Annotated in this window: 28 protein-coding genes; 21 read left to right on the top strand and 7 right to left on the bottom strand. The window is 72.4% G+C overall.

Annotated elements, in window-relative coordinates; translation table 11 throughout:
* Positions 1-91: 91 nt before the first annotated feature.
* Both ACFVYX_RS18710 and ACFVYX_RS18705 read left to right on the top strand, forming a co-directional pair.
* Positions 92-1,114, top strand: coding sequence for a phosphotransferase family protein (locus ACFVYX_RS18710; RefSeq protein WP_389682474.1), 1,023 nt, complete (start codon positions 92-94; stop codon positions 1,112-1,114).
* Between the two features lie 6 nt (positions 1,115-1,120).
* Entirely contained in the window at positions 1,121-2,335 is a 1,215-nt protein-coding gene (locus ACFVYX_RS18705) for an acyl-CoA dehydrogenase family protein (protein WP_389682473.1), read from the top strand.
* A 60-nt stretch (positions 2,336-2,395) separates the two neighbouring features.
* Here the strand turns inward: ACFVYX_RS18705 and ACFVYX_RS18700 are convergent, their stop codons facing one another.
* Both ACFVYX_RS18700 and ACFVYX_RS18695 read right to left on the bottom strand, forming a co-directional pair.
* Positions 2,396-2,989: a TetR/AcrR family transcriptional regulator gene (locus ACFVYX_RS18700; RefSeq protein WP_389682472.1), complete on the bottom strand. Its 594-nt coding sequence runs from the start codon at positions 2,987-2,989 to the stop codon at positions 2,396-2,398.
* A gap of 83 nt (positions 2,990-3,072) precedes the next feature.
* Positions 3,073-3,849: an SDR family oxidoreductase gene (locus ACFVYX_RS18695; protein WP_389682471.1), complete on the bottom strand. Its 777-nt coding sequence runs from the start codon at positions 3,847-3,849 to the stop codon at positions 3,073-3,075.
* A gap of 139 nt (positions 3,850-3,988) precedes the next feature.
* Here ACFVYX_RS18695 and ACFVYX_RS18690 point away from each other — a divergent pair, with 139 nt between their 5' ends.
* The 4 genes from ACFVYX_RS18690 to ACFVYX_RS18675 all read left to right on the top strand — a co-directional run bounded on the left by ACFVYX_RS18690 (position 3,989) and on the right by ACFVYX_RS18675 (position 8,881).
* The gene (locus ACFVYX_RS18690; RefSeq protein ID WP_389682470.1) at positions 3,989-5,230 is read left to right on the top strand and encodes an exo-beta-N-acetylmuramidase NamZ domain-containing protein; all 1,242 of its coding nucleotides are present in this window, start codon (positions 3,989-3,991) and stop codon (positions 5,228-5,230) included.
* Between the two features lie 172 nt (positions 5,231-5,402).
* A complete protein-coding gene (locus ACFVYX_RS18685; RefSeq protein ID WP_389682469.1) occupies positions 5,403-6,737 on the top strand; it encodes an erythromycin esterase family protein in 1,335 nt (444 codons plus the stop codon).
* A gap of 126 nt (positions 6,738-6,863) precedes the next feature.
* Positions 6,864-8,105 (top strand): serine-threonine protein kinase, encoded by a 1,242-nt coding sequence (locus ACFVYX_RS18680; RefSeq protein ID WP_389682468.1) that lies wholly within the window; start codon positions 6,864-6,866, stop codon positions 8,103-8,105.
* 170 nt (positions 8,106-8,275) lie between these two features.
* Positions 8,276-8,881 carry a hypothetical protein gene (locus ACFVYX_RS18675; protein WP_389682467.1) on the top strand — a complete coding sequence of 202 codons (606 nt, stop codon included), beginning with the start codon at positions 8,276-8,278 and terminating at the stop codon, positions 8,879-8,881.
* A 162-nt stretch (positions 8,882-9,043) separates the two neighbouring features.
* Here the strand turns inward: ACFVYX_RS18675 and soxR are convergent, their stop codons facing one another.
* Complete coding sequence (gene soxR, locus ACFVYX_RS18670; RefSeq protein ID WP_389682466.1) at positions 9,044-9,529, bottom strand: redox-sensitive transcriptional activator SoxR; 486 nt, start codon at positions 9,527-9,529, stop codon at positions 9,044-9,046.
* 106 nt (positions 9,530-9,635) lie between these two features.
* Here soxR and ACFVYX_RS18665 point away from each other — a divergent pair, with 106 nt between their 5' ends.
* Positions 9,636-10,097, top strand: coding sequence for a MaoC family dehydratase (locus ACFVYX_RS18665; RefSeq protein ID WP_389682465.1), 462 nt, complete (start codon positions 9,636-9,638; stop codon positions 10,095-10,097).
* Here the strand turns inward: ACFVYX_RS18665 and ACFVYX_RS18660 are convergent.
* The 3 genes from ACFVYX_RS18660 to ACFVYX_RS18650 form a co-directional block, all read right to left on the bottom strand.
* Positions 10,088-10,714, bottom strand: coding sequence for a TetR/AcrR family transcriptional regulator (locus ACFVYX_RS18660; protein WP_389682464.1), 627 nt, complete (start codon positions 10,712-10,714; stop codon positions 10,088-10,090). The two genes, ACFVYX_RS18665 and ACFVYX_RS18660, sit on opposite strands and share 10 nt — an antisense overlap.
* Before the next feature lie 118 nt (positions 10,715-10,832).
* Complete coding sequence (locus tag ACFVYX_RS18655; protein ID WP_389682463.1) at positions 10,833-11,120, bottom strand: YiaA/YiaB family inner membrane protein; 288 nt, start codon at positions 11,118-11,120, stop codon at positions 10,833-10,835.
* A gap of 100 nt (positions 11,121-11,220) precedes the next feature.
* Positions 11,221-12,378, bottom strand: coding sequence for an acyl-CoA dehydrogenase family protein (locus tag ACFVYX_RS18650; protein WP_389682462.1), 1,158 nt, complete (start codon positions 12,376-12,378; stop codon positions 11,221-11,223).
* Positions 12,379-12,453: 75 nt separating this feature from the next.
* On the opposite strand from ACFVYX_RS18650, the gene ACFVYX_RS18645 reads away from it, so the two are divergent.
* The 4 genes from ACFVYX_RS18645 (at position 12,454) to ACFVYX_RS18630 (ending at position 15,797) form a co-directional block, all read left to right on the top strand.
* On the top strand, positions 12,454-13,146 hold the full coding sequence (locus ACFVYX_RS18645) for a TetR/AcrR family transcriptional regulator (RefSeq protein ID WP_389682461.1): 693 nt from the start codon (positions 12,454-12,456) through the stop codon (positions 13,144-13,146).
* Positions 13,147-13,164: 18 nt separating this feature from the next.
* Positions 13,165-13,860 carry an ArsR/SmtB family transcription factor gene (locus ACFVYX_RS18640; protein WP_389682460.1) on the top strand — a complete coding sequence of 232 codons (696 nt, stop codon included), beginning with the start codon at positions 13,165-13,167 and terminating at the stop codon, positions 13,858-13,860.
* Positions 13,861-13,954: 94 nt separating this feature from the next.
* Positions 13,955-14,869 carry a DMT family transporter gene (locus ACFVYX_RS18635; protein ID WP_389682459.1) on the top strand — a complete coding sequence of 305 codons (915 nt, stop codon included), beginning with the start codon at positions 13,955-13,957 and terminating at the stop codon, positions 14,867-14,869.
* A 214-nt stretch (positions 14,870-15,083) separates the two neighbouring features.
* A complete protein-coding gene (locus ACFVYX_RS18630) occupies positions 15,084-15,797 on the top strand; it encodes a TetR family transcriptional regulator (protein ID WP_389682458.1) in 714 nt (237 codons plus the stop codon).
* A 350-nt stretch (positions 15,798-16,147) separates the two neighbouring features.
* Here the strand turns inward: ACFVYX_RS18630 and ACFVYX_RS18625 are convergent, their stop codons facing one another.
* Entirely contained in the window at positions 16,148-16,810 is a 663-nt protein-coding gene (locus tag ACFVYX_RS18625) for a TetR/AcrR family transcriptional regulator (RefSeq protein ID WP_389682457.1), read from the bottom strand.
* A gap of 123 nt (positions 16,811-16,933) precedes the next feature.
* Here ACFVYX_RS18625 and ACFVYX_RS18620 point away from each other — a divergent pair, with 123 nt between their 5' ends.
* The 10 genes from ACFVYX_RS18620 to ACFVYX_RS18575 all read left to right on the top strand — a co-directional run bounded on the left by ACFVYX_RS18620 (position 16,934) and on the right by ACFVYX_RS18575 (position 25,885).
* The gene (locus ACFVYX_RS18620) at positions 16,934-17,872 is read left to right on the top strand and encodes a DMT family transporter (RefSeq protein WP_389682456.1); all 939 of its coding nucleotides are present in this window, start codon (positions 16,934-16,936) and stop codon (positions 17,870-17,872) included.
* A gap of 71 nt (positions 17,873-17,943) precedes the next feature.
* Entirely contained in the window at positions 17,944-18,744 is an 801-nt protein-coding gene (locus ACFVYX_RS18615; RefSeq protein WP_389682455.1) for an MBL fold metallo-hydrolase, read from the top strand.
* Between the two features lie 33 nt (positions 18,745-18,777).
* Positions 18,778-19,479 (top strand): DsbA family protein, encoded by a 702-nt coding sequence (locus ACFVYX_RS18610; RefSeq protein WP_389682454.1) that lies wholly within the window; start codon positions 18,778-18,780, stop codon positions 19,477-19,479.
* Between the two features lie 220 nt (positions 19,480-19,699).
* Positions 19,700-20,878, top strand: coding sequence for a pyridoxal phosphate-dependent aminotransferase (locus ACFVYX_RS18605; RefSeq protein ID WP_389682453.1), 1,179 nt, complete (start codon positions 19,700-19,702; stop codon positions 20,876-20,878).
* Positions 20,868-21,401, top strand: coding sequence for a DUF6190 family protein (locus tag ACFVYX_RS18600; RefSeq protein ID WP_389682452.1), 534 nt, complete (start codon positions 20,868-20,870; stop codon positions 21,399-21,401). The genes ACFVYX_RS18605 and ACFVYX_RS18600 overlap by 11 nt, the downstream gene beginning before the upstream one ends.
* A gap of 25 nt (positions 21,402-21,426) precedes the next feature.
* Entirely contained in the window at positions 21,427-22,230 is an 804-nt protein-coding gene (locus tag ACFVYX_RS18595) for a dihydrodipicolinate synthase family protein (protein ID WP_389682451.1), read from the top strand.
* The gene (locus ACFVYX_RS18590) at positions 22,227-23,099 is read left to right on the top strand and encodes an iron-containing redox enzyme family protein (protein ID WP_389682450.1); all 873 of its coding nucleotides are present in this window, start codon (positions 22,227-22,229) and stop codon (positions 23,097-23,099) included. The genes ACFVYX_RS18595 and ACFVYX_RS18590 overlap by 4 nt, the downstream gene beginning before the upstream one ends.
* A complete protein-coding gene (locus ACFVYX_RS18585; protein WP_389682449.1) occupies positions 23,096-23,518 on the top strand; it encodes a Rieske (2Fe-2S) protein in 423 nt (140 codons plus the stop codon). The genes ACFVYX_RS18590 and ACFVYX_RS18585 overlap by 4 nt, the downstream gene beginning before the upstream one ends.
* Positions 23,515-24,966 carry a purine-cytosine permease family protein gene (locus ACFVYX_RS18580; protein ID WP_389682448.1) on the top strand — a complete coding sequence of 484 codons (1,452 nt, stop codon included), beginning with the start codon at positions 23,515-23,517 and terminating at the stop codon, positions 24,964-24,966. Before ACFVYX_RS18585 ends, ACFVYX_RS18580 begins: the two co-directional genes overlap by 4 nt.
* A gap of 4 nt (positions 24,967-24,970) precedes the next feature.
* Positions 24,971-25,885: a PDR/VanB family oxidoreductase gene (locus ACFVYX_RS18575; RefSeq protein ID WP_389682447.1), complete on the top strand. Its 915-nt coding sequence runs from the start codon at positions 24,971-24,973 to the stop codon at positions 25,883-25,885.
* Positions 25,886-25,921 lie beyond the last annotated feature (36 nt).

Raw genomic sequence — 25,921 nt, 5'->3', positions numbered from 1 at the left:
CGGGAGGTGCTTTCCGCGCTCCCCCTGGACGACATACCGACTGGTCGGTCATCATGAACGCCGACCGCAGTCGATCCGGAGGTACGCACGTATGAGTTCCGCCCCGCCGCCAGGTCTCGACCCCGAGCGGCTGCGCCGCTTTCTCGACCGCGAGCGCCCCGGCCTGGTGTCCGGCCCTCTCGAAGCCCGGCTGATCGAGGGCGGCCGGTCGAACCTGACGTACGTCGTCACCGACGGCACCGGCCGCTGGGTCGTCCGCCGGCCGCCGCTCGGCCACGTCCTCGCCACCGCCCACGACATGCGGCGCGAGCACCGCGTCATCAGCGCGCTGCACACCACGGACGTGCCCGTCCCGGAGACGCTGCTGCTCTGCGAGGACGAGTCCGTGCTCGGGGCGCCCTTCTACGTCATGGAGTTCGTCGAGGGGACGCCGTACCGCTCGGCCCGGGAGCTCGCCCCGCTCGGCCCGGAGCGCACCCGCGCCGCCGTCCTCGGCCTGGTCGACACCCTCGTCGACCTGCACGCCGTGGACCCGGCCGCCGTGGGGCTCGGCGACTTCGGGCGCCCCGACGGGTTCCTCGACCGGCAGCTGCGCCGCTGGGGCAAGCAGCTCGACGCCTCGCGCGGCCGCGACCTGGCCGGGATCGACGAACTGCACGCCGCCCTCGGCCGGTCGCTGCCGTCCTCGCCGCCGCCCACCGTGATCCACGGCGACTACCGGCTCGACAACGTCCTCATCGACGGCGACGACCGCATCCGGGCCGTCCTCGACTGGGAGATGTCCACCCTCGGCGACCCGCTCACCGACCTCGGCCTGCTCGTCATGTACAGCACGCCGCTCGGCCTGCCGGACTCCCCCGTCTCCACCACAGCCACGGCCCCCGGCCACCCGAGCGCCGCCGAGCTGGTCGAGCGCTACGCGGCCCGCTCGGGCCGCGACACCTCCGCCCTCGCCTGGTACACGGCCTTCGCCTGGTTCAAGCTCGCGGTGATCCTGGAGGGCATCCACTACCGCTGGACCCTCGGGCAGACCGTCGGCGCGGGCTTCGACCGCATCGGCGACCTCGTCCCCGTCTTCATCGAGCACGGCCTGACCACCCTTCAGGAGGGCTGAACCACCATGGACTTCGCCTACGACGCCCGCACCGAGGAACTGCGGGCGAAACTCCTCGCCTTCATGGACGAGCACGTGTACCCGGCCGAGACCGTCGCCGAGGAGCAGCGGGCACTGCTCACCTCCCCGTGGGACACCCCGGCGGTCGTCGAGGAGCTCAAGGCCGAAGCCGGGCGGCAGGGCCTCTGGAACCTCTTCCTGCCCGACGCGGAGTACGGGGCCGGGCTCACCAACCTCCAGTACGCGCCGCTCGCCGAGATTACCGGCCGCAGCCCTCATCTGGCCCCCACCGCCCTCAACTGCGCCGCCCCCGACACCGGGAACATGGAGCTGCTCGCCCAGTTCGGCGACGAGGCGCAGAAGAAGCAGTGGCTGGAGCCGCTCCTCGCGGGCGAGATCCGGTCGGCGTTCGCGATGACCGAGCCCGAGGTGGCCTCCTCCGACGCGACGAATGTCGAGACGCGGATCCGGCGGGACGGCGACTCGTACGTCGTCGACGGACGCAAGTGGTACATCTCCGGGGCGATGAACCCCGACTGCAAGGTCTTCATCGTCATGGGCAAGACCGACCCCGAGGGGGCCGACCCCCGGCGCCAGCAGTCGATGATCCTCGTGCCGCGCGACACCCCGGGCGTCGAGGTGCGGCGGGCGATGCGGGTGTACGGGTACGAGGACCACTCCCACGGCGGCCACGCCGAGGTGATCTTCGACGGCGTCCGGGTCCCGGCCGCCCATCTGATCGGCGAGGAGGGCGGCGGCTTCGCCATCGCTCAGGCGCGGCTCGGCCCCGGCCGCATCCACCACTGCATGCGGCTCATCGGGATGGCCGAGCGGGCCGTCGAGCTGATGTGCCGGCGCGCGGTCTCCCGTACCGCCTTCGGCAAGACGCTCGCCCAGCAGGGCGTCGTGCAGAACTGGATCGCGGACGCCCGGGTGACGATCGAGCAGCTGCGGCTCCTCGTCCTCAAGACGGCCTGGCTCATGGACACCGTCGGCAACCGGGGCGCGCACACCGAGATCCAGGCCATCAAGATCGCGACCCCGCGCGCGGTCGTCGACATCATCGACAAGGCCGTGCAGGCGCACGGGGCGGGTGGGGTGTCGCAGGACTTCCCGCTCGCCGAGCTGTGGGCGGCGGCGCGGACGCTGAAGCTCGCGGACGGGCCGGACGAGGTGCACCAGCGGTCGCTGGCGCGCCGGGAGCTGAAGAAGTACCTGTAGCGGCACGGCGGAGGGGCCCACGACCGGCTGGGTCGTGGGCCCCTTCGTCATGGGCGCGCCTCAGGGGCGCAGGGCCCGCAGGAGGAGGTCGGCGAGGTGGCCGGCGACCTGTTCGGGGGTGAGCGGGCCGTCCGGGCGGTACCAGGTGGAGAGGTGGTGCACCGAGCCGAAGTGGTAGTCGACGACCAGGTCGGCGGGGGTCGCGGAGGAGAACACTCCGGTGCGCTGACCCTCCTCGACCAGGGCGCGGAACCGTTCGTGGTAGCGGCGGCGCTCGGACCGGACCTGCTTGTTCTTCTCCGGGCTGAGGTGGTGCATGGAGCGGAAGAAGATGGCGGCGTCGTCGAGGTTCTCGATGGTGGTGACGACCACGTCGGCGGCGGCGGAGCGCAGCCGGTCCTCGATGGGCGCGTCTGCGTCGGCGTAGGCGTCAAGACGTTCCTGCTGGAGGCGGAGTACGCGCGCGTAGACCTCCTGGAGGAGGTCCTCCTTCGAGCCGAAGTAGTGGTAGAGGGCGCCCTTGGTGACCCCTGCGGCCTCGACGATCTCCTGGACGGAGGTGCGGTCGTAACCCTGCTCGGCGAAGAGCCGGGTGGCGGCGGCGAGGAGCCTCTGGGGGACGGGTGTACCGCTCCCGTCCGTCGTCCTGGCCATGCTCCGCCGCCTTCCTTGGTGATCGTTTTCGGTCACGGGAACGCGTTCCCGCCGGTAGATCTTCCCATCGATCGTGGCACCGGTTAACGGGTACCGGTCTCCCAGGCCTGCTGGACGTGGTTCATCGTGGTGAGCCAGCGCTCGGGATCGGTGGCCCGGTTGCGGTAGTAGCCGGCGACCTCGGGGTGCGGAAGGACGAGGAAACGGTCGGCGGCGATGGCGTCGAGGAGGGCGTCGGCGACGTCCTCGGGCTCGATGGCGGTGGGGGCGAGGACGAGTTCGCCGGCGGTTCCCGCCGCGGTGAGCATGTCCGTACGGACGCCCTGCGGGCAGATGGCGTGGACCGAGAGGCCGCGGTGCCGGTAGGTGAGGGAGAGCCACTCGGCGAAGGCGTACGCGCCGTGCTTGGAGACGCTGTACGGCGCCGCGCCGATCATCGTGAGCAGGCCGGCGGCGGAGACGGTGGAGACGAACCGGCCGCTGCCGCGCTCCAGCCACCCCGGGAGGAGCGCGCGGGCCGCGCGGACGTGTGCCATGACGTTGACGTCCCAGGCGGCGGCCCAGACGTCCTCGTCGGCGAAGGCGTCGCCGGGCGAGGAGAGGCCGGCGTTGGCGCACCAGATGTCGACGGTGCCGCCGAGGGCCTCTCGGGCCTCGTCGACGACGGCGGAGGCGTCCCCGGGGACGGCGAAGGCGCCGATCTCCTCGGCGACGGCCTTGGCGCGGACGGGGTCGAGGTCGTTGACGACGACCCTGGCCCCCTCGGCGGCGAACCTCCGGGCGAGGGCGGCTCCGATGCCGCCGCCCGCTCCCGTGACGACGACTCCCCGGCCCTGGAGCTCGTTCGTGTCCGCGTTCATGGACCCACCTCTCGGCTGTGACGACCCGGACAGACTAACCAGTCGGTATGGAAAGGGGGAAGACCCGTTCCGCACGCCTCGTTCCCCGGGGCCGCCAGGAGCGCTAGCGTGCGTGCCCATGTCACCCCGAGGAGGTTCCATGGGCCTGTCGCGACGGAGTCTGCTGGTCGCCGGAGGCGCGCTCGGGGCGGTGGCGGCCACCGCGCCCACCGCGTCCGCCGCCCCCGGGCACGGCCGCGTACGGACCGGCTTCGAGCGGCTCGCGGCCGACGGGTACGCACTCCTGGCCGGCGAGCGGGTCGGCGTCGTCACCAATCCGACCGGGGTCACCCGGGAGGCCCGGCACGTCGTGGACGTGATGCACGCCGACGAGCGGGTCGACCTGATCGCCGTCTTCGGCCCGGAGCACGGGTTCCGCGGCACCGCGCAGGCGGGCGGCTCCGAGGGGCGGTACGACGACCCCGCGACCGGACTGCCCGTCTACGACACGTACCTGAAGAGCGGGCAGCCGCTCGCGGACGTCTTCACCGCCTCCGGCGTGGACACGGTCGTCTTCGACATCCAGGACGTCGGCGCCCGCTTCTACACCTACATCTGGACCCTGTACGACTGCATGGTCGCCGCCGCCCTGGCCGGGAAACGGTTCGTGGTCCTGGACCGGCCGAACCCGGTGACCGGGCGGGCCGCGCTCGGACCCGTCCTCGACCGGGCGTTCGCCACGTTCGTCGGACGCGAGCCGATCGCGCAGGCGCACGGCATGACGGTGGCCGAGCTGGCCCTGCTGTTCAACGGCGAGTTCCTGACCCGGCCGGTCGCCCTGGAGACGGTACGGATGACGGGCTGGCGGCGCACGGAGTTCTTCGACGCGACCGGGCTGCCCTGGGTGCCGCCGAGCCCGAACATGCCCACGCCGGAGACCGCGCTCGTCTACTCCGGCACCTGCCTCTTCGAGGGGACCAACCTGTCCGAGGGCCGGGGCACCACCCGCCCCTTCGAACTCCTCGGCGCCGAGGGGATCGACCGCCGCTGGGCGGAGGCGGCGAACGCGCTCGCCCTGCCCGGAGTCCGGTTCCGGGAGGCGTACTTCGCGCCGACCTTCTCCAAGTTCCAGGGGAGGACGGTGGGCGGGGTGCAGCTGCACGTCCATGACCGGGACTCCTTCGACCCGGTACGGACGGGGATCGGGCTCCTGGTCACCGCGCGGAGCTCGTGGTCCGGCTTCGCCTGGCGGGCGGACCACTGGATCGACAGGCTGACCGGCTCGACCCGGGTGCGGACGCTGATCGACGCGGGCGCGGGCGTCGACGAGACCGTGGGGGCGTGGCGGACGGACCTGGCGGCCTTCCGGGCGGTGCGGGAGGAGTATCTGCTCTACCGGTGAGGGCCGTTGGGGCGCGGTCGACCGTTGGGGCTGCTGGAGCGGTGTCGGCCGGTGAGGGCGGCTGGAACGCCGTCGACCGGTGCGGGACCGGTGTCGACCGGGGGTTGTCCCCCGGTCGACAAGGGTGCGGGCGGGATGTCCCCCGGGGTGCCCCGCCGACCACGCTGGTCCCATGAACCTCTCCTTACGACGCCGCCTGCCCCTCGTGGGACTCCTGGTCGCCGCCTGCCTCGGCACCCTGGCACCCGCCGCCGGGGCCGCCCCTGCTCCCGCCGCACCCGACCCCGCTCGTGAACTCGCCCGCACGGCCCAGCCGCTGACCGACCTGCGCCCGCTCGACCGGATGATCGGCTCGGCCAAGGTCGTCGGCATCGGCGAGGCCACCCACAGCTCGGCCGAGTTCTTCGCCACCAGGCACCGGATCTTCGAACACCTCGTGGAGCGGCGGGGCTTCACCACCTTCGCCCTGGAGGCCAACTGGTCCACCGGACTCCTCGTCGACGCCTGGGTCCGCACCGGCCGCGGCGACATCCGGGCGATCATGCGGGACGAGTTCCAGGAGTCGTACCGCCTCTGGAACACCGAGGAGTACCTCGACCTGTTCCGCTGGATGCGGCGGCACAACCAGCTCCACCCCGGCCACCAGGTCCGCTTCATGGGCAACGACCTCGGCTACGCGGGCGCGAACCTCTTCGACGAGGTCACCTCGTACGTGGCCCGCACCCACCCCGCGCTCCTTCCCCGCTTCCAGGAGCTGTACCGGGCCTCGCGCCCCACGGGCGAGGTGGAGGCGTGGATGAAGGGGTACATGACCAGGCCGCTCCCCGAGCGGCGGCGGATGGCCGGCGAGGTGAACACCGCCCTCGCCCTCCTGGAGCGGCAGCGGCCCGGGAAGGGCGCACGCGCGCGCGAGGACGCGGCGTGGGCGGTCCAGCACGCGCGGGCCATCGCCCAGGTCGGCACCGAGTACGCGCACGACATCCTCTCGGACACCGGGATCGCCGACGCGATGCTCTACCGGGACCGGGTCATGGCCGAGAACACCGTCTGGTGGCAGCGGCGGACCGGCGACCGGATCGTGCTCGCCGCGCACAACATGCACGTGGGCTACGAGACCGCGAAGGCGGACCAGTACCCGCGCGTCCAGGGCGCCTTCCTCCGCGACGCCCTGGGCCGCGACTACGTGACCGTCGGCACCTCGTTCGGACAGGGCTCCTTCAACGCGCACGACACCGGGGCCCCGGGCGAACCGCTCCGGTCCTTCACCGTCGGCACGCTCGGCCCCGACAGCAACGCCCACACCCTGGACCGGGTCTCGCCGGACCCCTTCTACCTGGACATGCGGCGCGCGACACCGGCCTCCCGTGACTGGCTCGGCACCCACCGGCCGAACCGGACCATCGGGACCGCGTACCCCTGGCCGGGTGCCGTGGTCCCGGTCCGGCTCTCCACCGCGTACGACCTCCTCCTCCACTTCCCCCGGATCACGGCGGCCAGGCTGCGCTGAGGCCGCCTCGTACGTCTGGACGGCGCCGTGCGCGGGCATGCTGGCCATGGAGCCGCCGCCCGCGCACGGGCGCACCCGGCGTTGCGGCCCCCTCGACGTGGAGGGACGGTCGGGCCGTTGACCGGGATGAGTGTGGAACCGTACCGGGAGATCACCTTCGACAAGGAGGGCGACGGACCGGCGGGGCAGTCCGCGTCCCTCGCCGCACTGGCCCGCCAGGGGGTCACCGACCTGGTGGTGTTCGCGCACGGATGGAACAGCTCACCGTCCGGCGCCACCCGTCTCTGCTCCGAGTTCTTCGCTCCCTTCCCCGCTCTCCTCGCTCCCGGCGTCGAGGCCGGGTACGCGGGCGTGATGTGGCCGTCGATGATGTTCACCGGTGAGCCGGTGCCCGACTACCGGGCCCTCGTGACAGTCCTCCCGGAGAAGGAACCGGTCCTCGACCGGCTGACGGAACTCCTCGCGACGGCGCCCGCCGAGGAGGGCGCGTTCGCCGAGTTCGGGGCGCTGCTGCGGGAGCTGACGGACGTGGCCGGCGGGGGTGTCCCGGAGGGCGCCGCCGGGTCCGGCGAGCCGGTGCCGGAGTTCCTGGTGACGGACACGGTGGAGGTCTGCGCCCTGTTCACGGAGGCGCTGGAGACGGAGACCGTCCCGGCGGGGGGCTTCGGCGAGGGCGGCGTCCCGACGGAGGGCTTCGGCGAGGGGCTCGGGCGGTACTGGAAGGGGGCCAGGGAGGCCCTGCGGCAGGCCACCTACTACGTGATGAAGAAGCGGGCCGGACGGGTGGGCGAGGCGGGCCTCGGGCCTCTGCTCGGCGAGGTCGCCCGCGCCGCTCCCGGCCTCCGGGTCCACCTGGTCGGCCACAGCATGGGCGCCCGGCTCGTCGCGTACGCGCTGAAGGGGCTGCCGTCGGGGGCCCGCCCCGTCGCCTCGGTGACGCTCCTCCAGGGCTCCTTCTCGCACTACGCGTTCGCGGGGCGGCTGCCGCACGATCCCGGGCGGTCCGGCTCGCTGCGGGACATGCAGCTGCGGGTCCGGGGGCCGCTCGTGGCCTGCTACTCGCGGCACGACACGGCTCTGCGGGTGATGTACCCGCTGGCGTCCAGGCTCGCGCGCGACTCCGAGTCGTTCGGGGGCCTGCCGGGGCTGCCCGGGGCGGGCGATCCGCGCTGGGGCGCGATCGGGTACGACGGCGTCCAGGCGGTGCGGGGGACGGTGGTCCGGACCCTGGCGGCGGTCCTGCGCGAAGGGGTGCCGGCCTCCGGGTGCGTGAGCGTGGACGCGGCCGAGGTGATTCTCTCGCACAGCGACATCCGCCACCCCGAGCTGGCACGTCTGGTGGTGTCCGCGGCCCGGGCGGGCCGTTAGGACTCCTGGTCAGAGGCCTGCCGGGGCCGACCGGGCGCATGGGTTCGGTCGGGCTCCAGGGGGTCTTTCCGCGCCACTGATGGCTGCCATACGAATTTCGATGGAACACGGCGGCGCGCTCGTTCGTCCCTCTGATATCGCGGAATGACCAGCGACGGAGGTGGCGAGGGATGGCCGGTTTCCGGAGTCTCGCGAGACAGGTGCGCGATCCGGGGTGCGACACGGCGCTGCGCAGGTACTCGCTGCGCAAGTGTTTGGAGCGGTTCGCGCCGTACGGGCACCGGGCTACGTGGGACCACCTGTGCCGCAGGCACAGATTCGGACCCGAGGACCGGGAGCTCGACCCCGGGCGGCTGATCGCCGCGCTCGACGAGCTGGAGGAGGCGCGGGCCGTGTGGCTCGCGTACGAGGAGGAGTTCGCCGCCCGGCGGCGGCGCGAGAAGCAGGAGGGCCTGCGCGGGCTCGGGGCGCTCGACGACTGGCACCGGCGGGTCTGGGGCGGCAACGGGGTGGTCCGGTGCGGCGATCCCGCGGTGCACCCGTCGGACCCGCTGCCCGAGGTGCTGCGGCGGCTGATCACGGCCCTGGAGCGCGGACCCGGCGAGGGATGCCCGGTGTGCGCGGGGCCGCGGATCGAATGGGCGGGCCCGGGAGAGCCGTGGCACGGCCCGGTCTGCGGGGACTGCGGGGTGGGCGTGCCGCGTGCGGTGCTCACCTCGGGGGCGCTGGCCCGCGCCCGGGAGGCGCGGAGCCGGTCGCTGGCCTCGGCGGCGTGAGCGCGGTGGCGGACACGGCCGGGCCCGGTCCCGCCGGGCCGGAGGTGGGGACGCCCTCGTCTGGCGGGACGGCACACCGGCACGCTCCGGCGCCGGGCGGGCGAGGGCGGCCCCCGAGGACCTGACGGGACGTCCGGCGCGGCGGCAGGAGGCCGCGGGGCCTCAGGATTCGGGCGTACCGTCCGGGGCGGTCCTGCGTACCGGCAGCAGGCGGGAGCCCGCCATCCGTTCGCCGATGACGTCGTCGGGGTTGGACAGGACGCAGGTCTCCAGCGACAGGCAGCCGCAGCCGATGCAGTCCGTCAGGTGGTCGCGGAGCCGTCCGAGCTGTTTGATGCGCTCGTCGAGTTCCGTGCGCCAGGCGCGCGAGAGTCTGGCCCAGTCCTCGTTGGTGGGGGTGCGCTCCTCCGGAAGCTGGCTGAGCGCGTCGCGGATCGTGGCCAGCGGGATGCCGACGCGCTGGGCGGCCCGGACGAAGGCGACCCGGCGGAGGGTGTCGCGGCTGTAGCGGCGCTGGTTGCCGGTGGTGCGGCGGCTGCTGATGAGCCCCTTCGCCTCGTAGAAGTGAAGGGCGGAGACGGCGGCCCCGCTACGGGCGGAGAGCTGGCCGACGGTCAGCTCGTGAATCTTCTCTGGAATCTGCGGCACCCCGCGACCCTACTGGTCCGTTGACAGCGGCCCCCTCACCCCACATGCTGAGCAAGCGCTTAGATACCGACCGTTGGGTATGCCCGTACCAGAAGGGACCAGGAACATGGCCGAGCCGAGGATCTTCACCTCCGCCGAGGAGCTGCGCGCGGGAGTCGGCGAGCAGTTGGGGCACAGCGACTGGCTGGAGGTCGACCAGAAGCGGATCGACCTCTTCGCGGAGGCGACCGGGGACCACCAGTGGATCCACGTGGACCCGGAGCGCGCCGCCTCCGGCCCCTTCGGCACGACGATCGCGCACGGCTATCTGACCCTGTCGCTGCTGCCGCTGTTCGTCCCGCAGGTGCTGCGGGTCGAGGGCATGAAGATGGGCATCAACTACGGCACGGAGAAGGTGCGTTTCCCCGCACCCGTGCCGGTGGGCTCGCGGGTGCGCGCGACGGCCGTCCTGACGAAGGTCGAGGAGGCCGGCGGCGGTGTGCAGGTGACGGCCGCGGTGACCGTGGAGCGCGAGGGCGGCGACAAGCCGGTCTGCGTCGCGGAGTCGGTCTCCCGCTACTACTTCTGAACGCCGGCCATCCTGAGGACGAGGTCGGCGTAGAGCGCGCCGACCTCGTCGGGCGTCCTGCGGCCCTGGGTGTTGAACCAGCGCGAGACGTCGATGCAGAGGGAGAGCACGGCGACCGTCGTGCCGGCGACGTCCGGCACGTCGAACTCGCCCGCCGCCACACCCTCTTCGATGATGCGCCGCACCGCCGCGTCGGACTCCCGGCGCAGCTCGACGATCTCGGCGCGGTGCTCGGGGCCGAGCGCGTCGAGCTCGTACTGGACCACCCGGGCCGTGGTGTGGCGCTCGGCGTGCCAGCGGACGAAGGAGCGGACGGCGTCGGCAAGGCGCTCGGCCGCGGTGCCGGGGCCGTCGGCCGAGGCCCGGAGGATCTCCAGGGCCTTGTCGTGACCGATCCGGCTGATCCGGTGGAGCAGCTCTTCCTTGGTCTTGTAGTGGATGTAGAGCGCCGCCGGGCTCATCCCGGCGCGGCCCGCGATGTCCCGGGTGGTCGTGGCGTGGTAGCCCCGCTCGGCGAACGCCTCGACGGCGGCCACCAGCAGCCGCCGGGCGGCCTCGGGCGTGACCTCGCCCCAGGGCATGTCCTCGGCCCCGGGCGTCTCCTCCGCCACGCTCATCCCGCACTCCTTCTCGACCCCGTCAGGACGAACACCATACAACGAGGGTGAGCAAGCGCTTAGAGATCGGCGGCCCGAAGATCACCGGCAGGCGCTCGGCGACCCGGGGTCCGGCGGCTCAGAGCTTCTGGAAGGGGTCGTGCTCGGCGAGGAGCTTCTCGAGGCGGGCCTGGTCGACCCGGCTGACGATCTGGCCGGCCTCCTGGCGGTCACGGACGACCTTGGCGAGCGTGAACGCCGAGGTCGTGAGGTAGAGGACCGCGACCGCCAGGAAGGCCCGCACCCAGGCGCTGGCCTCCAGCTGGAAGATCCCGATGGCCACGGCCGCGAGGGCGATCCCGAAGGAGAGGACGGCCTGTGTGTAGTAGGCGGCGGTGTTCTGCTGCTTGACGGCTGTGTCGCTCATGAGGACAGCATCGGACGGATGTGGCGGGTGCCACATCCGTCGGCGTACTCAGGGACGTACTCAGAAGCGGGAGGTTCCGAAGCAGGGGGGCCGAAGGGCGTCAGAAGGCCGACACCCCCGTCAGCGCCCGTCCGATGATGAGTTTCTGGATCTGGCTGGTGCCCTCGTACAGGGTCATCACGCGGGCGTCCCGGAGGAGTTTGCCGACCGGGTACTCGTCGATGTAGCCGTAGCCGCCGAAGACCTGGAGGGCGTTGTTCGCGGCGCGGACGGCAGCCTCGGAGGCGTACAGCTTCGCCTTGGAGGCCGCGGTCGCGAACTCCTGGCCCCGGTCGACCAGGTCGGCGACCCGCCAGGTGAGCAGCCGGGCGGCGTCCACGTCGACGGCGATGTCGCTGATGAGTTCCTGGACGAGCTGGTACGAGGCGATGGGCTTTCCGAACTGCTCGCGCTCCCCCGCGTACCGCACGGCGGCGTCGAGGGCGGCCTGGGCGATGCCGACGCAGCCGGCGGCGACGGACATGCGCCCCTTGGCGAGGGCGGACATGGCGACGGTGAAGCCCTTGCCCTCGGGGCCGAGCATCGCGCCGGCCGGGACGCGGACGTCCTCCAGGACCAGTTCGGCGGTGGCCTGGCCGCGCAGGCCGAGCTTGCCGTGGACGGGGCGGCGGGTGAGGCCCGGGGTGTCGGCGGGGACCAGGAAGGCGGAGACGCCCCTGTGTCCGGGGGTGTCGTTGGTGCGGGCGAAGAGCAGCACGACATCGGCCCAGGTGCCGTTGGTGATGAACATCTTGGTGCCGTTGAGCACGTAGTCACCAGCGGCGCCGTCCCGGACGGCCCGGGTGGCGAGGTTCCCGGCGTCGGAGCCGGTGCCGGGCTCGGTGAGGCCGAAGCAGCCGAGCGCCTCGCCCGCGGCGAGCCGGGGCAGCCATGCGCGCTTCTGCTCCTCGCTGCCCCAGGAGGCGATCGTCTTGGCGACCAGGCCGAGGGAGACGGAGACGATGCCGCGCACCGAGGAGTCGCCGCGTCCGAGTTCCTCGGTCACGAGGCAGTACGCGAGGTGGTCGCCGCCGGAGCCGCCGTACTCCTCCGGGATCGTGAGTCCGAGGAAGCCGACGGCGCCGAGCTTCTTCACGATTCCCCGGTCCACCTCCTCCGCGCGGTCCCACTCCACGGCGTGCGGGGTCACCTCCCGGGCGACGAAGTCCTCGGCGAGCCGCCGTACGGCGTCCTGCTCCTCGCTCAGTGCCAGATCCACCGTGTCACCCCTCACCCGGGTCGCCGCCCGGCCGCTCGTTAATTACCACTGCTAGTTTTCAGGTGCAGGCCTACTATGTGCGCCATGGCCCGACCGCGCAAGCCCCTGCTCAGCCGAGACCGCATCGTCGAGACGGCGGGCGCGCTGGTCGACGCGGAGGGGCTCGGCGCGCTCTCCACCCGCCGGCTCGCGGCCGAGCTCGGGGTGAGCGGACCCTCGCTCTACAACCACTTCCGCACGAAGGACGAGATCCTCGACGCCGTCGCCGACGCGGTGAGCGCGAAGATCGACCTGTCGATGTTCGCGGAGGGCGACGGCCGCGACTGGCTCACGGCGCTGCACGACTGGGCCGTCTCCTACCGCGCCGCCCTCGCCGACCACCCGCACATCGTCCCGGTCCTCGCGCAGGGCCCCGGCCGCCGCCCGGCGGGCCTGCGCGTCGCTGACGCCGTCTTCGGCGCCATGGTCCGCGCGGGCTGGCCGCCGGCCCAGGCCACCTCCATCGGCGCGCTCATGCGGTACTTCATCACCGGCTCCGCCCTGGGCTCCTTCGCCCGTGGCTTCGTGGACGACGAGTCGGCCTACGACCCGGCCGACTACCCCCACCTCGGCCAGGCCCACCTCCTCGCGGAGCACCGGCAGAAGGTCGACGAGGGCGCCTTCTCCACCGGCCTGCGGGCCCTCCTGGACGGGCTGCGGCTCCAGTACGAGGCGCTCGCCCGCCGGCCCGGGAACCCGCTCGACACTTCGGCCGCCGCCGAAGCGTGAGTGCGGGAAGCTGGGCTCATGGCAGCCAGTGACCTCGCCGCGCTCGCGGCGCTCTTCGCGGACGAGACCCGCGCCGCGTTCCTGCTCGCCCTGCTCGACGGCCGGGCCTGGACCGCCGGGGAACTCGCCCGGCACGCGGGCGTCGCGCCGTCCACCGCCAGCGAGCACCTCGGGAAGCTGGTCGCCGGCGGGGTCCTCGCGGAGGAGCGGCAGGGGCGCCACCGGTACGTACGCCTCGCCGACACCGGGATCGCGCACCTCGTCGAGGACCTGGCCGCCCGCGCCGAGCCGGCGGTGGCCCCGCCGCCCCGCTCGCTGCGGGCCGCGAACGCCGGCCGGGCGATGGCCAGGGGGCGCACCTGCTACGACCACCTCGCCGGACGGCTCGGCATCGTCGTCACCGAGGCGATGACCGCGCGCGGACTGCTGCGCCAGGACACCGGATTCGCGCTCACGGACCGGGGTCTGGCCTGGTTCGACGAGCTGGGCGCTCCCCTCGTGTGCCAGGGGCGGCGGCCCGTCGCGCGCGGCTGCCTCGACTGGACCGAGCGCAGACCCCACCTGGCGGGGCTCGCGGGCGCCGCGCTGTGCCGGCACGCGCTGGACGCCGGATGGTGCGTACGGATCGGCTCGGAGCGGGCGGTGAGGGTGACCGAGGAGGGCGAGTGCGCGCTGTACGCGTCCCTGGGGATCCCGGCGGCGGAGCTGCGGTGAGCCGGGGGGCCGGGCGGGACGGGTGACAGCCCGGGGCGGGGGCGCCGGCGATATTGCGGTGAACGCCGAAGCGTCCGCGTCCTACGGTCGAGCCATGCAGAAGCAATCCTCGCGGCTCGCCCTCGCCGCCGCCGGTGTCACCGTCGTCCTGTGGGCCTCCGCCTTCGTCTCCATCCGCAGCGCCGGGGCGGCCTACTCCCCCGGCGCCCTCGCGCTCGGGCGGCTGCTCGCGGGGACCCTGGTCCTCGGCGCCGTCCTCCTGGTCCGGCGGGAGGGACTGCCGCCCCGGGCGGCCTGGCCGGGGATCGTGATCTCGGGCCTGCTCTGGTTCGGGGTCTACATGGTGGCGCTCAATTGGGGCGAGCAGGAGGTGGACGCGGGCACGGCGGCGATGGTGGTGAACATCGGGCCGGTCCTGATCGCCCTGCTCGGCGCACGCTTCCTCAAGGAGTCGCTGCCGCCGCGGCTGCTCGCCGGCATGGCGGTCTCCTTCGCGGGCGCCGTGGCCGTGGGCCTCTCGATGTCCCGCACCTCCTCCGGCGGGCACGCCTCGGTGCTCGGGGTGGTGCTCTGCCTCGTGGCGGCGGTGGCGTACGCGGGCGGGGTCGTGGCGCAGAAGCCGGCGCTCGCGCACGGCAGCGCGCTCCAGGTGACGACCTTCGGATGTCTGGTCGGGGCGGTGGCCTGTCTGCCCTTCGCCGGGCAGCTGGTCGACGAGGCGGGCCGTGCCCCGCTGTCGGCGACCCTGAACATGGTCTATCTGGGCGTGTTCCCGACCGCGCTCGCCTTCACCACCTGGGCCTACGCCCTGGCGCGTACGACCGCGGGCAGGATGGGCGCCACGACGTACGCCGTACCCGCTCTCGTCGTCCTCCTCGCCTGGCTGCTCCTGGGCGAGTTGCCGGGGCTGCTCACACTCGCCGGGGGTGCGCTGTGTCTGGCCGGTGTGGCCGTTTCCCGCTCTCGGCCGCGGGCTGTCGCCGCCGCCGGAACGGCTGAATCCACCTGACAGGCCATACCCCCGGTTCCGGTCACTTCGCGGACGGCCGGCGCGCGGAGACCCCCCGCGACCTGGAGAGGAGACGCCCGTCAAGCCCCCGTTTCGGCCCCTCGGACGAGAACCCACGTTTCGTGGCCGCCCGGCCGGATAGTTTCGAGTCGGTCACAGGCGTGGGCCGGAACATAACGCTCCGGCACGCTCTCGCAAGCCGACGGGGGATCTCATGGCGATACAGCAGCGGGCGGAACGCACAAGACAGGACATCCTGTCGGCAGCCGCGAGGGTGTTCGACGGGTTGGGGTACGAGCGGGCGTCTCTCGCCAGAATCGCCGGCGAGGCCCGGGTGACGACCGGAGCGCTCGTCTTCCACTTCGCGACGAAGGCGGATCTGGCGACGGCGGTCCGCGGGCGGGCCCGTGCGGTCACCCAGGTCACGGTCGAATCGGCCTGCCTGTCCACCGAGGGGGTGGGCGGCACCGCGATCGACAAGTTAGTGATCGCCACGCACGCGCTGATCCGGCTCTTCGAGACGGATCCCATGGCGCGTGCGGGCGAACGGCTCGCGAGAGAGCTGCAGTTGACCGATCCGGGGCTCTCCGGTGACTGCCCCTGGCGGCGCGAGGTGGCGCGTCTGGCGCGTAACGCGGCGGCCGAGAAGGCCCTGCGCCCCGGCGTGGACGCGACGGCGGTCGCGGCGCTCATCGGCTATGTGATCACCGGGGTCGAACTGGAGATGCGCTGCCCCCGCACGCCGACGGACGAGCTCTGGTCCGTCGAGGAGTCCCTCACCACCGAGAGCGGCGTTCTGCACTGCCGTGCCGAACAACGACTCGGGAGCATCTGGGAGTTGATCCTCCCCGGCCTGATCCACCCGGCCGCGGACACCGCACGGCGGCTGGGCCTGGTCCCGCCGGCCGCGGGCCAGCACGGCGCGTAGGACGAGACCGCCCGGCGGCTGAGGCCGCCGGGCGCTCCGGCCCCCGGTCCGCCGAGGCCCGCTCGGCACTCAGACCCTCGATCCGCCGAAGCCCGCTCGGCCCTCAGGCCCTCGATCCGCCGAAGCCCGCTCGGCCCTCAGGCCCTCGATCCGCCCGCGCCACCCGTACGGCATGGAGGCACCGGAGCCCGCCCGTACGCCTTGGAGGCGCCGAAGCCCCGCCCGTACCGCATGGAGGCGCCCGAGCCCCGCCGTACGGCACGAAGGCCCGGCCACACCGAACCCGCCCCGGGCGTCCCCGGGCCACACACTGCGCCGCCCCCCGCCCTGCCGCGCCCGCAGCCCCTCCCTCACACCCCCGAGCGCAGCAGGTGGCGGGCGAAGTCCGCGAGGGCGCGGCCGATGCGCTCGGTCGAGAGGCCGAGTTCCTGGCGCTGGAACTGGAAGAGCTCGGGTGACAGCGGGCCGAGCGCGATGTCGATCATCGGGTCCGGGTCCCGGACGCCGTGGTCGACGAGCAGGACGCGGACGTGCACGCGCCAGAAACCGTAGGCGCCCGTCCGGAAGCGCGCGGGGCCGGTCTCCGCCCCGAGCGCCAGCGGCAGATGCCGTTCGAGCAGGTCGAGCATCGCCAGGTAGAACGCGGCGAGCCGCTCTCCCGCGGGGGCGCCGGGGCCCAGCGGCGGAGGGCCGTAGATGAGCTGCCCCTGGAGCCGGCGCTCGTGCTCGTCGAGGAGCGCGACGGCGACCGACGACGGATCGGGGAAGCTCCGGTAGAGCGTGGCACGGCCCACTCCGGCGGCCTTGGCGATCTTGTCCATGGTGACCGCCCGCGGGTCCTGCTCGGCGAAGAGCCGCTCGGCCGCGGACAGGATCTGGGCGCGGTTGCGTTCCGCGTCCGCACGCCTGCGGGGGGCGACCGGCTGCTCCTCGGCCGCCTGAAGATCGCCGAGGAGCCCGCCGACCCGGTGCACGGAGGCGGACCCGCGTCCGCGCTGCTCGTCGTCGCTCATGGACCAGACCTTACTTCCCTCCAAGCTAAGTGGACACCTTGTCCGCTTGGTGTCTCCCGTGGCATGCTAAACGGACTCAGTGTCCACTTAACCGCTCACCATCCCCGCCCCAGGGAGATCAAGATGCACACCGCGCTTCTCGCCGCGGCCCTGCTGGTCGGCTGCCTCCTGGCCGTCCAGGCCTCGGTGAACCTCCAGCTCAACTCGGCCGTCGGCACTCCGTACGGCGCCTCGACCATCCAGCTCGGCGTCGCGACCGGTCTGCTGACTGTGCTCGCGGTGGTGGCCGGGGCACTCGGCGCGCTCGGCAAGCTGCCCGACGTCGAGCCCTGGCAGCTCCTGGGCGGACTGGCCAGTCCGCTCTACATCACCAGCGGCATCCTGCTCTTCCCGCGGCTCGGAGCCCTCGCCGCCGTAGGGCTCTTCGTCACCGGCCAGATGTTCGCCTCGCTCGCGCTCGACCTCTTCGGCCTCCTCGGTCTGGAGCAGAAGGACCTCAGCGCCGGGATCGTCATCGGCGCCCTCGCCGTGCTCGCCGGCATCGTCGTGATCATCCGCGGCATGAAGGCCGCCGCCCCTCCCGGCGCCCCGAAGATGTCGGGCGCCGGGCGCGCCGGCTGGCTCGCCCTCGGCGTCATCGCCGGCGCCGTGCTGCCGGTGCAGGGCGCGGTCAACGCCCAGCTGCGCGCCCAGCTCCAGGAGCCCATCACCGTCGCCGTGATCAGCTTCGCCGTCGCGACCTTCACCATCGCCGTCGTCCTGCTCGTGCTCTACGCGACCCGGCGCACCCCCAAGCCGAAGATCGCTCCGCTGAAGAAGATGCCCTGGTGGGGCTGGCTCGGTGGCGCCTGCGCCGCCGCCTACGTCACCGGCACTTTCCTGCTCATCCCCTCCATCGGAGCGGCGGTGACCATCGCGCTCACCGTGACGGGACAGCAGCTCACCTCGGCGCTGATCGACCACAAGGGCCTGTTCAAGCTCCCGCAGCGCTCCCTCACGAAGCCGCGCGCCCTGGGCCTCGGCCTGCTGATCGCCGGCTCCCTGACCATCCAGCTCGTCTGACCCGGGCCACGCCCTCCCCAGGAGCACGCCCGGGGACCACGGCCCGCTCGGTGCGTCATGAAAGGTGTGTCATGAAAGCGTCCTACACCGCCGGGCCGGACATCCACGTCCTCCCCTCGGCGCTGCCCATACCGGGTCTCGGCGACCAGCCGGTCAACGCCTTCCTCCTGCGGTCCCGCCAACCGGTCCTCGTGGACACCGGCATGCCCGTGGACCGGGAGGACTTCCTGGACTCCCTCTGGTCGCTGATCGACCCGGCGGATCTGCGCTGGGTCGTCGTCACCCACGACGACCGCGACCACACGGGCGCCCTCGCCGCCGTCCTGGCGGCCGCGCCGCACGCGAAGGTGCTCGCGAACGCGATATCGGTGACGCGAATATCGGAGGAGTTCAGCATTCCCGGTGACCGGGTGGTGACCGCGAACCCGGGAAGCCGGGTGAAAGTCGGAGACCGTGAGCTGAGTTTTCACCGGCCCCCCACTTTTGATTCACCCGGCACACTCGCCGTGTTCGACCATTCCGATGGAACGCTCTACAGCTCCGACAGTTTCGGGACCGTCGTCGAGGAAATACGCCAGGAGTTCACCGAAATTTCCGAGGAGGAATTCTTCCACGGCTTCGACGTCCTGAACCGTGCGATAGCCCCGTGGACCGCGCTGGTCGACGAGGCGAAGTTCCTCCGGCCGGTGCGCGAGCTGGCCGCCCTGCGTCCCGCGCGACTGCTGAGCGCCCATGGGCCGACCGTCCGGGAGGCCGCCGTACCGCGGCTCCTCGACGCGATGGCCCGCATCCCCTCCCTGCCCGCCTGGCTGCCGGACGCCGACCTCGATCTCGAGGCGGCGCTCGACGCCATCGAGACACCCGCCGGCTGAGCCCCGCTCCGCCGCGTACGAACGAGGAGAACCATGTACGACCCGACCACCGCCGATCTGACCCCGCCGCGCGGAGTCATCACCGTCTTCTCCGACATCTGGTGTTCCTTCGCGCACATCGCCGTCCACCGGCTGCACACCACCCGGGCCCGGCTCGGTCTGGAGGAGCAGGTCTCCTTCGACCTGCGCGCCTTCCCCCTCGAACTGCTCAACGACGCTCCGAGCCCGCGGCCTGGCACGGACAGCGAGGTCGCCCGGATGGCGAGCCTCGAGCCGGCCGCCGGCTGGCAGCTGTGGCAGGCCAAGGACTGGCTCTACCCCTCGACGACCCTGCCCGCCCTGGAGGCGGTGCTCGCCGCCAAGGAGCAGAGCCTGAAGGCCTCCGAGCAGCTCGACCTCGGGCTGCGCCGGGCCTTCTGGGCCGAGTCGCGCTGCATCAGCCACCGCAAGGTCATCCTGGACGTGGCCGCGGACACCGGCGCCGTCGACGTCGACGCCCTCACCGAGGCGCTGGACGACGGGCGCGCGCGCCGGGCGCTCGCGGACCAGGCCGCCCAGTCCGGGACCGACCGGATCAACTGCAGCCCCCACCTGTTCCTGCCCGACGGCTCCGACCAGGCCAACCCCGGTGTCGACGTGGGCTGGGAGGGCTCGTACGGCATCGGCTGGCCGGTGATCCACTCGGACGACCCGAAGGTATACGAGGACATCCTCCTGAAGGCCGCCACTGAATAGTTGAAAACGTCGCCAAAAGCGGCGGACGATACGAGAACGACGGCCAGGCATTCCTGATCGAGGAATGCCTGGCCGTCGTTCCTTTTTTCCGCCGGCAGAACATCGCGGTGATTATTAATTGCGTGACCCGGCCGTTATTCGCAAGGCCGCTCGAAGCTCCTACAGTCGTTCACGCCGCCGGAATTCCGGACGGAGATTCGTATCGACAGCGGGAGTTCTCATGTCGTTGACCGACAAGGCAGACGTCAGCACGTTCGTCGACCTCACCCAGCACGAGATCGAAGCCCTGAAGACCCGGTTCAACCTGGCCGACGCGCACACCCACCAGCGTCAGTCCGCGTCCCAGGAGCGGATCGTCTCGCGTCTCCCCGAGCTCTGGCACGAGTCCGAGTCGAAGCAGCAGGCACACTTCGAGCGCCAGTTCCTCGACGCCTTCTTCCGACTGCACCAGCAGCCCACCGCCCGTGCGATGGACCGCACGCTCCTCTCCTACTCCGCCAGCGTCTCGACCATGGTCGCCGGCATGTTCCTCAAGCAGCGCGGGATGTCCGTCCAGCTCGTCGAGCCGTGCTTCGACAACCTGGTCGACCTGCTGCGCAACATGCAGGTGCCGATCTCCCCGCTCGCCGAGTCGGCGCTGCACGAGAAGGACGCCATCTACGAGCGGCTCGTGGAGCAGGTCGACGCGGACGCGATCTACCTGGTCGACCCCAACAACCCCACCGGGTTCACCCTGCTCGCCGAGAAGCTGGAGGGCTTCCGGGAGGTCGTCCGCTACTGCGTCGACCACGGCAAGGTCCTGGTGATGGACTTCTGCTTCGCCTCCTTCGCGCTCTGCGACGAGGGCATCGGCCGGGTCGACATCTACCAGCTCCTGGAGGAGTCCGGCGTCACGTACATGGTCATGGAGGACACCGGCAAGACCTGGCCGATCCAGGACGCCAAGTGCGCCATGATCACGGCGAGCCGGGACATCCAGGAGGAGGTCTACAACCTCCACACCAGCGTCCTCCTGAACGTCTCGCCCTTCGTCCTCAACATGGTCACCCAGTACGTCGAGGACTCCATCTCCGACGGCTTCGCCTCCGTGCGCGACATCATCCGGACCAACGGCGAGGCCGCCCGCGAGGCCCTCAGCGGCTCCATCCTGGAGTTCCAGGAGCCGGTCGTCGGCACCAGCGTCGCCTGGTTCCGCATCAAGCCGGAGCACCTGACCGCGACCCAGCTCCAGGCCGTCCTCTTCGACGAGGAGGTGTACGTCCTGCCCGGCACCTTCTTCTACTGGAACACCAAGGAGAAGGGCGAGCGTTTCGTCCGCCTCGCCCTGGCCCGCGAGCCCGAGGTGTTCGCCGGCGCGATGGAGCGGATGCGGAAGGTGCTCGAGCGCTATGCGGGCTGACGCGGACCCGGTGGTGTTCGTCGACGCCACGCTCTTCATGGGCATGCACAGCAAGGACGACGCCGTCCGCCTGGCCGCCAAGGCCTTCTTCGCCGGCCGGCTGGCCGCCGGGGACGCCGGGCGGGTCCTGATGAGCTGGGAGCAGGTCGGCCGCTGCGACGACCTGGTGTGGGCGTACGAGCGGGGGGTGCAGGACGACTACTACCCCTTCATGGACGTCCTCCACACCGACCTCACCATCGAGCGGATCGGCTACGACGAATCCGACGTCCGCCGGGCCCTCACCACCCCCGCGCTCGACGGCCTGCCCATGCACGAGCGGCTGCTGCTCGCCCAGGTCATCGGCCGCGGCGGCGTCCTGCACACGGCGAGCCCCCGGCTGACCGGCACGACCGGCCTGCCCGTCGTCCCGGCCGTGCCGGCCGGCGCTCGCGGCCCTGCCGGGGAGGCCTCGTTCCCCGCGTACCTGGAAGACCTCTACCAGCGGTCGCTGGTGCTGACGGTCGTCTCCGAAAACCTCTGAAGACATTCCGAAGGGCACCCCTCTCATGCCTGACACCTACTCCGGGACCGTCGTCCCGCTGATCACCCCCCTCGACGAGCACGGCACCGTCGACGAGCAGAGCGTCGCCCGCCTCCTGGACCACGTCCGGGCCGAGGTCTCCGGCCTCATGCCGGCCCTGACCTCCGGCGAGGGCTGGAAGCTCGACGCCCGGCAGTGGCAGGACATCGTCACGTACACCGTCAAGCACGCCGCGGGCCTCCCCGTGCTCGCCGGCATCCAGCTCCCCGACACCGCATCGGTGATCGACCGGGCCCGCACGGCCGCCGAGATCGGCGCCGACGCGGTCGTCGTCACGACGCCGTTCGGCGCGGACGTGACGCAGGACCAGATCGTGGACCACTACCGGGCGATCCGCGCGGCCCTCGACATACCGCTCTTCCTCTACAACGAGGAGGCGCTGTCGGGCAACCGCATCGAGTTCGACACCCTGCTGCGGATCTGCGAGATCCCCGGGATCGTCGGCATCAAGGAGTCCAGCGGCGACGCCGCCTTCACCCGGAAGATGGCCGAGGCCGGCACCGGCATCCCGGTCTTCGAGGGCTGGGAGAACCTGCTCGTCGACGCCCGCGGCATCCAGGGCTTCATCGGCCCGCTGGCCAACCTCGAACCCGGCCTGTGCAACGCGATGCTGGTCGACCCGACCCCGGACCGCCAGGCGGAGATCAACACCGTCTGCGAGCGGTACGGAGTCTTCCGCGACGACTGGTACCGCTGGGTGAAGAAGGAACTGCACCGGCGCGGCGTGATCTCCTCCCCCACCACGCACGAGGAGGCGAAGGCGGCATGAGCACGCCCTCGTCCCACCTGTCCGTGCCGGTGGCCGCGCACTCGGTCACGGCCCCGGCCGCGACCGCGCAGCGCGAACTGCACAGCCTCTACCGGCGGGTGCCCAACCTCGGCGACTACGGGTCGATGGCCGCGATCGAGGAGCGGTGGATCCTGCCGAAGGCGCGGGCGTACGAGGCCTCGGCGCCGCCGTTCGGCTCGGCCGGCGAACTGCTCCAGGCGCTCAAGGGGTTCCTGGGCGAGGAGGAGGCCGCGATCCCGGAGAGCGCGACCTTCCTCGCCGAGCACGCGACGCTCGACCAGTTCAAGATCGTGGTGGGGCAGTTCGCCCTGGACGGTCTCACCGAGTCCGAGTCGCTGCTGCCCGTCGTGCCCCGGCTGCCGTACCGCTCGGCGATGGCGGTCTTCCGGGTGCTCATCGACGAACTCGGCTGCGGCAACGAGGAGAAGGCCCACTCCCAGCTCTACCGGGACCTGCTCACGGAGCTCGGCATGAGCCTCCGTCTCGACGACTACCTCGACGAGACGGTCCCGGAGTGCTTCGCGTACGTCAACATGTTCCACTGGCTGGCGAGCCGGGCGCCCTCTCCCCAGTACTTCCTGGGCGCGTACGCGTACTTCGAGACCAGTGTGCTGTACGCCTTCCAGAGCTTCGCGCGGGCCGCGCGGCGGCTCGGGATCAGCCACGACGCCTACTACACCGAGCACCTCTACATCGACTCGTACCACAGCAACCACATGCGTACGGCGATCCGCGCTCTCGAGGAGCCGGACCTGGCGAAGATCTGGGCGGGGGTCCGGCTGGCCTCCGACATCGTCGGCACGGCCACGGAGGCGGCCGTCGCCCGGGCGCGGGAGACGGTCGCGTGACGGCCGTGCCCGCCGGGCGGCGGAGCTCCGACGAGCCCACCGTCCGCCAGGTGACCGAGGAGCTCGTGCTGGTCGAGGTCGGCGGCCGCAAGGTCCTCGCGGCCGCCGTCTGCCCGCACCGCGGGGGCCGGCTCAAGTACGGCAGGGTCGACGGGGACAGGCTGCGGATCACCTGCCCCCTGCACCACACGGTCTTCGACCTGACGAGCGGGGAGCGCTTGTCGGGGGCGGCCTGCGCGGCCCTCCGGGTCGTCGACGTACTGCCCGGCGAGCTCTCCGGGGACGGCGAGCTCTCCGGCCAGGGACCGACCGGGGACGGCCGGCCCGCCGGGCAGGCCGGAGACGGGCGGCCCACCGACCGGAGCGCGGCCGGGGACCGTCAGCCCTCCGGGCGGAGCACGGCCGGGGGCGCTCCATGACCACCACACCGACCGGGGCGGTGTCCGTCGTGACGCCGCCCCGTGCGGGGGCCGGCCACGACGGCATCGCCCCGCTCCCCGAGGCCGAACGCACCTCGGCACCCGGCGACTTCGGGTGGATCTGGCCCTCCGCGCAGTTCTCCTTCGGCACGGTCGTCCTCGGCGCGCTGCCCGTCGTCTTCGGCCTCGGCTGGTGGGCCTCCGCGAGCGCCATCGCCGTGGGCGTCGCCGTCGGCACGGTGCTCCTCGCGCCGCTTGCCCGGTTCGGCGTCCGTACCGGCGCCAACGACCCGGTGGCGAGCGGGGCGCACTTCGGCGTGCGGGGCAGGATCGTCGGCAACGTCCTCACCGTGGTGACCGCGCTCGGCTTCTTCGCGATCGCCGTGTGGACGGGCGGCACCGCCGTCATGGTCGCGGGACACCGTCTCCTCTCCACCCCCACGGGGCCCGGCGCGCTGACCGTCGCCATGTTCGTGACGGCGGCGGCGGTCGCGCTGGTCGCCGTACGCGGCCACGAGGCACTGGTACGCACCTACAAGGTGACCGCGGTCACCGGCGGCGCGGTCCTCCTCGCCACCGTGCTCGTCCTCGCCCCGGACTTCGACGCGGGGTACGCCGGCGGGGCGCTCGCCCTCGACAGCGCCTTCCACACCTGGCTGCTCGCGGCGACCGCGTCCGCCACCGTGCCCCTGTCGTACGCGACCTTCCAGGGCGACTACACCCGCTTCATGCCCGCGTCCACGCCGACCGGCCGGGTCGTGCGGGCCAGCGGGATCTCCATGTTCCTCAGCAGTCTCGCCGCGCTGCTCACCGGCGCGTACGTGACGACGCTCTTCCCCGTCCCCGACGAGCCGTGGCTCCAGGGCCTGACGGACGCGGTGCCCGGCTGGTTCGCCGTGGCCGTCGTGCTCTTCGGCTTCGCGGGCACCCTGCCGCAGGCGGGGCTCTGTCTGTACGCGGCCGGGCTCTCCGCCAACTCGGTCTTCTGGCGCTCCTCACGGGCGGCCGTGACCACGGTGGTCGCGCTCCTCGCGGCGGCGGTGCTCTATCTCGGGGCGGTGGTGTACGACGCCATGGACGCGATGTCGGCGTTCGTGACGCTGCTGCTCACGGTCGTCGCCCCGTGGGCCGCCGTGCTCTCCGTCGGGTACGTGCTCCACCGGGGCCGGTACGACGCGGAGGCGCTGCGCGCCTTCACCACCGGAGGGGGCGGCCGGTACTGGTACAACGGCGGGATCAACCCCCGGGCCGCCGCCGCCTTCGCGGCCGGCTCCGTCGTCGGGGTGCTGTGGGTCAACAACCCGCTCTACACGGGGCCGTTGACCGGCCTGACGGACGGTGTCGACCTGAGCCTGCCGGCCTCCTTCCTGGTCGCGGCGGCGCTGTACGGGGCACTGTGCCGGGTGTGGCCGGAGCCGCTGCTGCCGCCGTCACGAACTACGAGGTGATGCCATGTCCATGCTGACGGTCCGGTCGGCCGTCCGGGAGGCCGAGGGTGTCCTGGGGCTGCTGCTCGCCGACCCCGCGGGCGCGGAGCTCGCCCCGTGGGAGCCCGGCGCGCACCTGGAGGTGACGCTGCCGTCCGGGACGGTCCGGCACTACTCTCTGTGCGGCGACCCGGCGGACCGGAGCACGTACCGGCTCGGGGTGCTGCGCGAGCCGGCCGGCCGGGGAGGCTCCGAGGAGATCCACACGGCCGTCGGGGAGGGCACGGTCCTCGGGGTGCGGGGCCCGTTCAACCGCTTCCCGCTGGTGCCCGCCGAGCGGTATCTGTTCATCGCCGGCGGCATCGGCATCACACCGCTCCTGCCGATGATCCGCTCCCTTCCGGCGGGATCGTGGTCACTGCTGTACGGCGGACGGAGCCTCGCCTCCATGGCGTACCGCGAGGAGCTCGCCGGGCTCCGGGGAGTCACGCTCGTCCCCCAGGACACGGCCGGGCCGCTCGACCTGGACGGTGTCCTCGGCGGACTGTCCGCGGAGACGGCCGTCTACTGCTGTGGCCCCGAGGGGCTGCTCCGGGCGGTGGAGGAGCGGTGGCCCGGGCCTCTGCACACGGAACGGTTCGGTGCGGCGCCCTCCGAGGTGGCCACGCCGTCGGGCGCGTTCGAGGTCGAGCTGCGGCGGACCGGACGGACTCTGCGCGTGGAGCCCGGACGGACGCTGCTCGACGCCGTGCGCGAGGTGGTGCCGGGTGTCGCGTACTCCTGTGAGGAGGGCTGGTGCGGCACCTGTGAGACGAAGGTGATCGCCGGGACGCCCGAGCACCACGACTCCGTCCTCAGCGACGAGGAGAAGGCCTCGGGTACGACGATGATGCTCTGCGTGGGCCGCGCGTGCGGCCCCCGGCTCGTCCTGGACCTCTGAGACGCAGGCGCACAGGCCCGTACCGGCTGCGGCTGA

Origin of the sequence: Streptomyces sp. NPDC058326 (genome assembly GCF_042879855.1) — a bacterium.
Lineage (GTDB): Bacteria > Actinomycetota > Actinomycetes > Streptomycetales > Streptomycetaceae > Streptomyces.
This window is presented reverse-complemented; position numbering and strand designations above follow the sequence as displayed.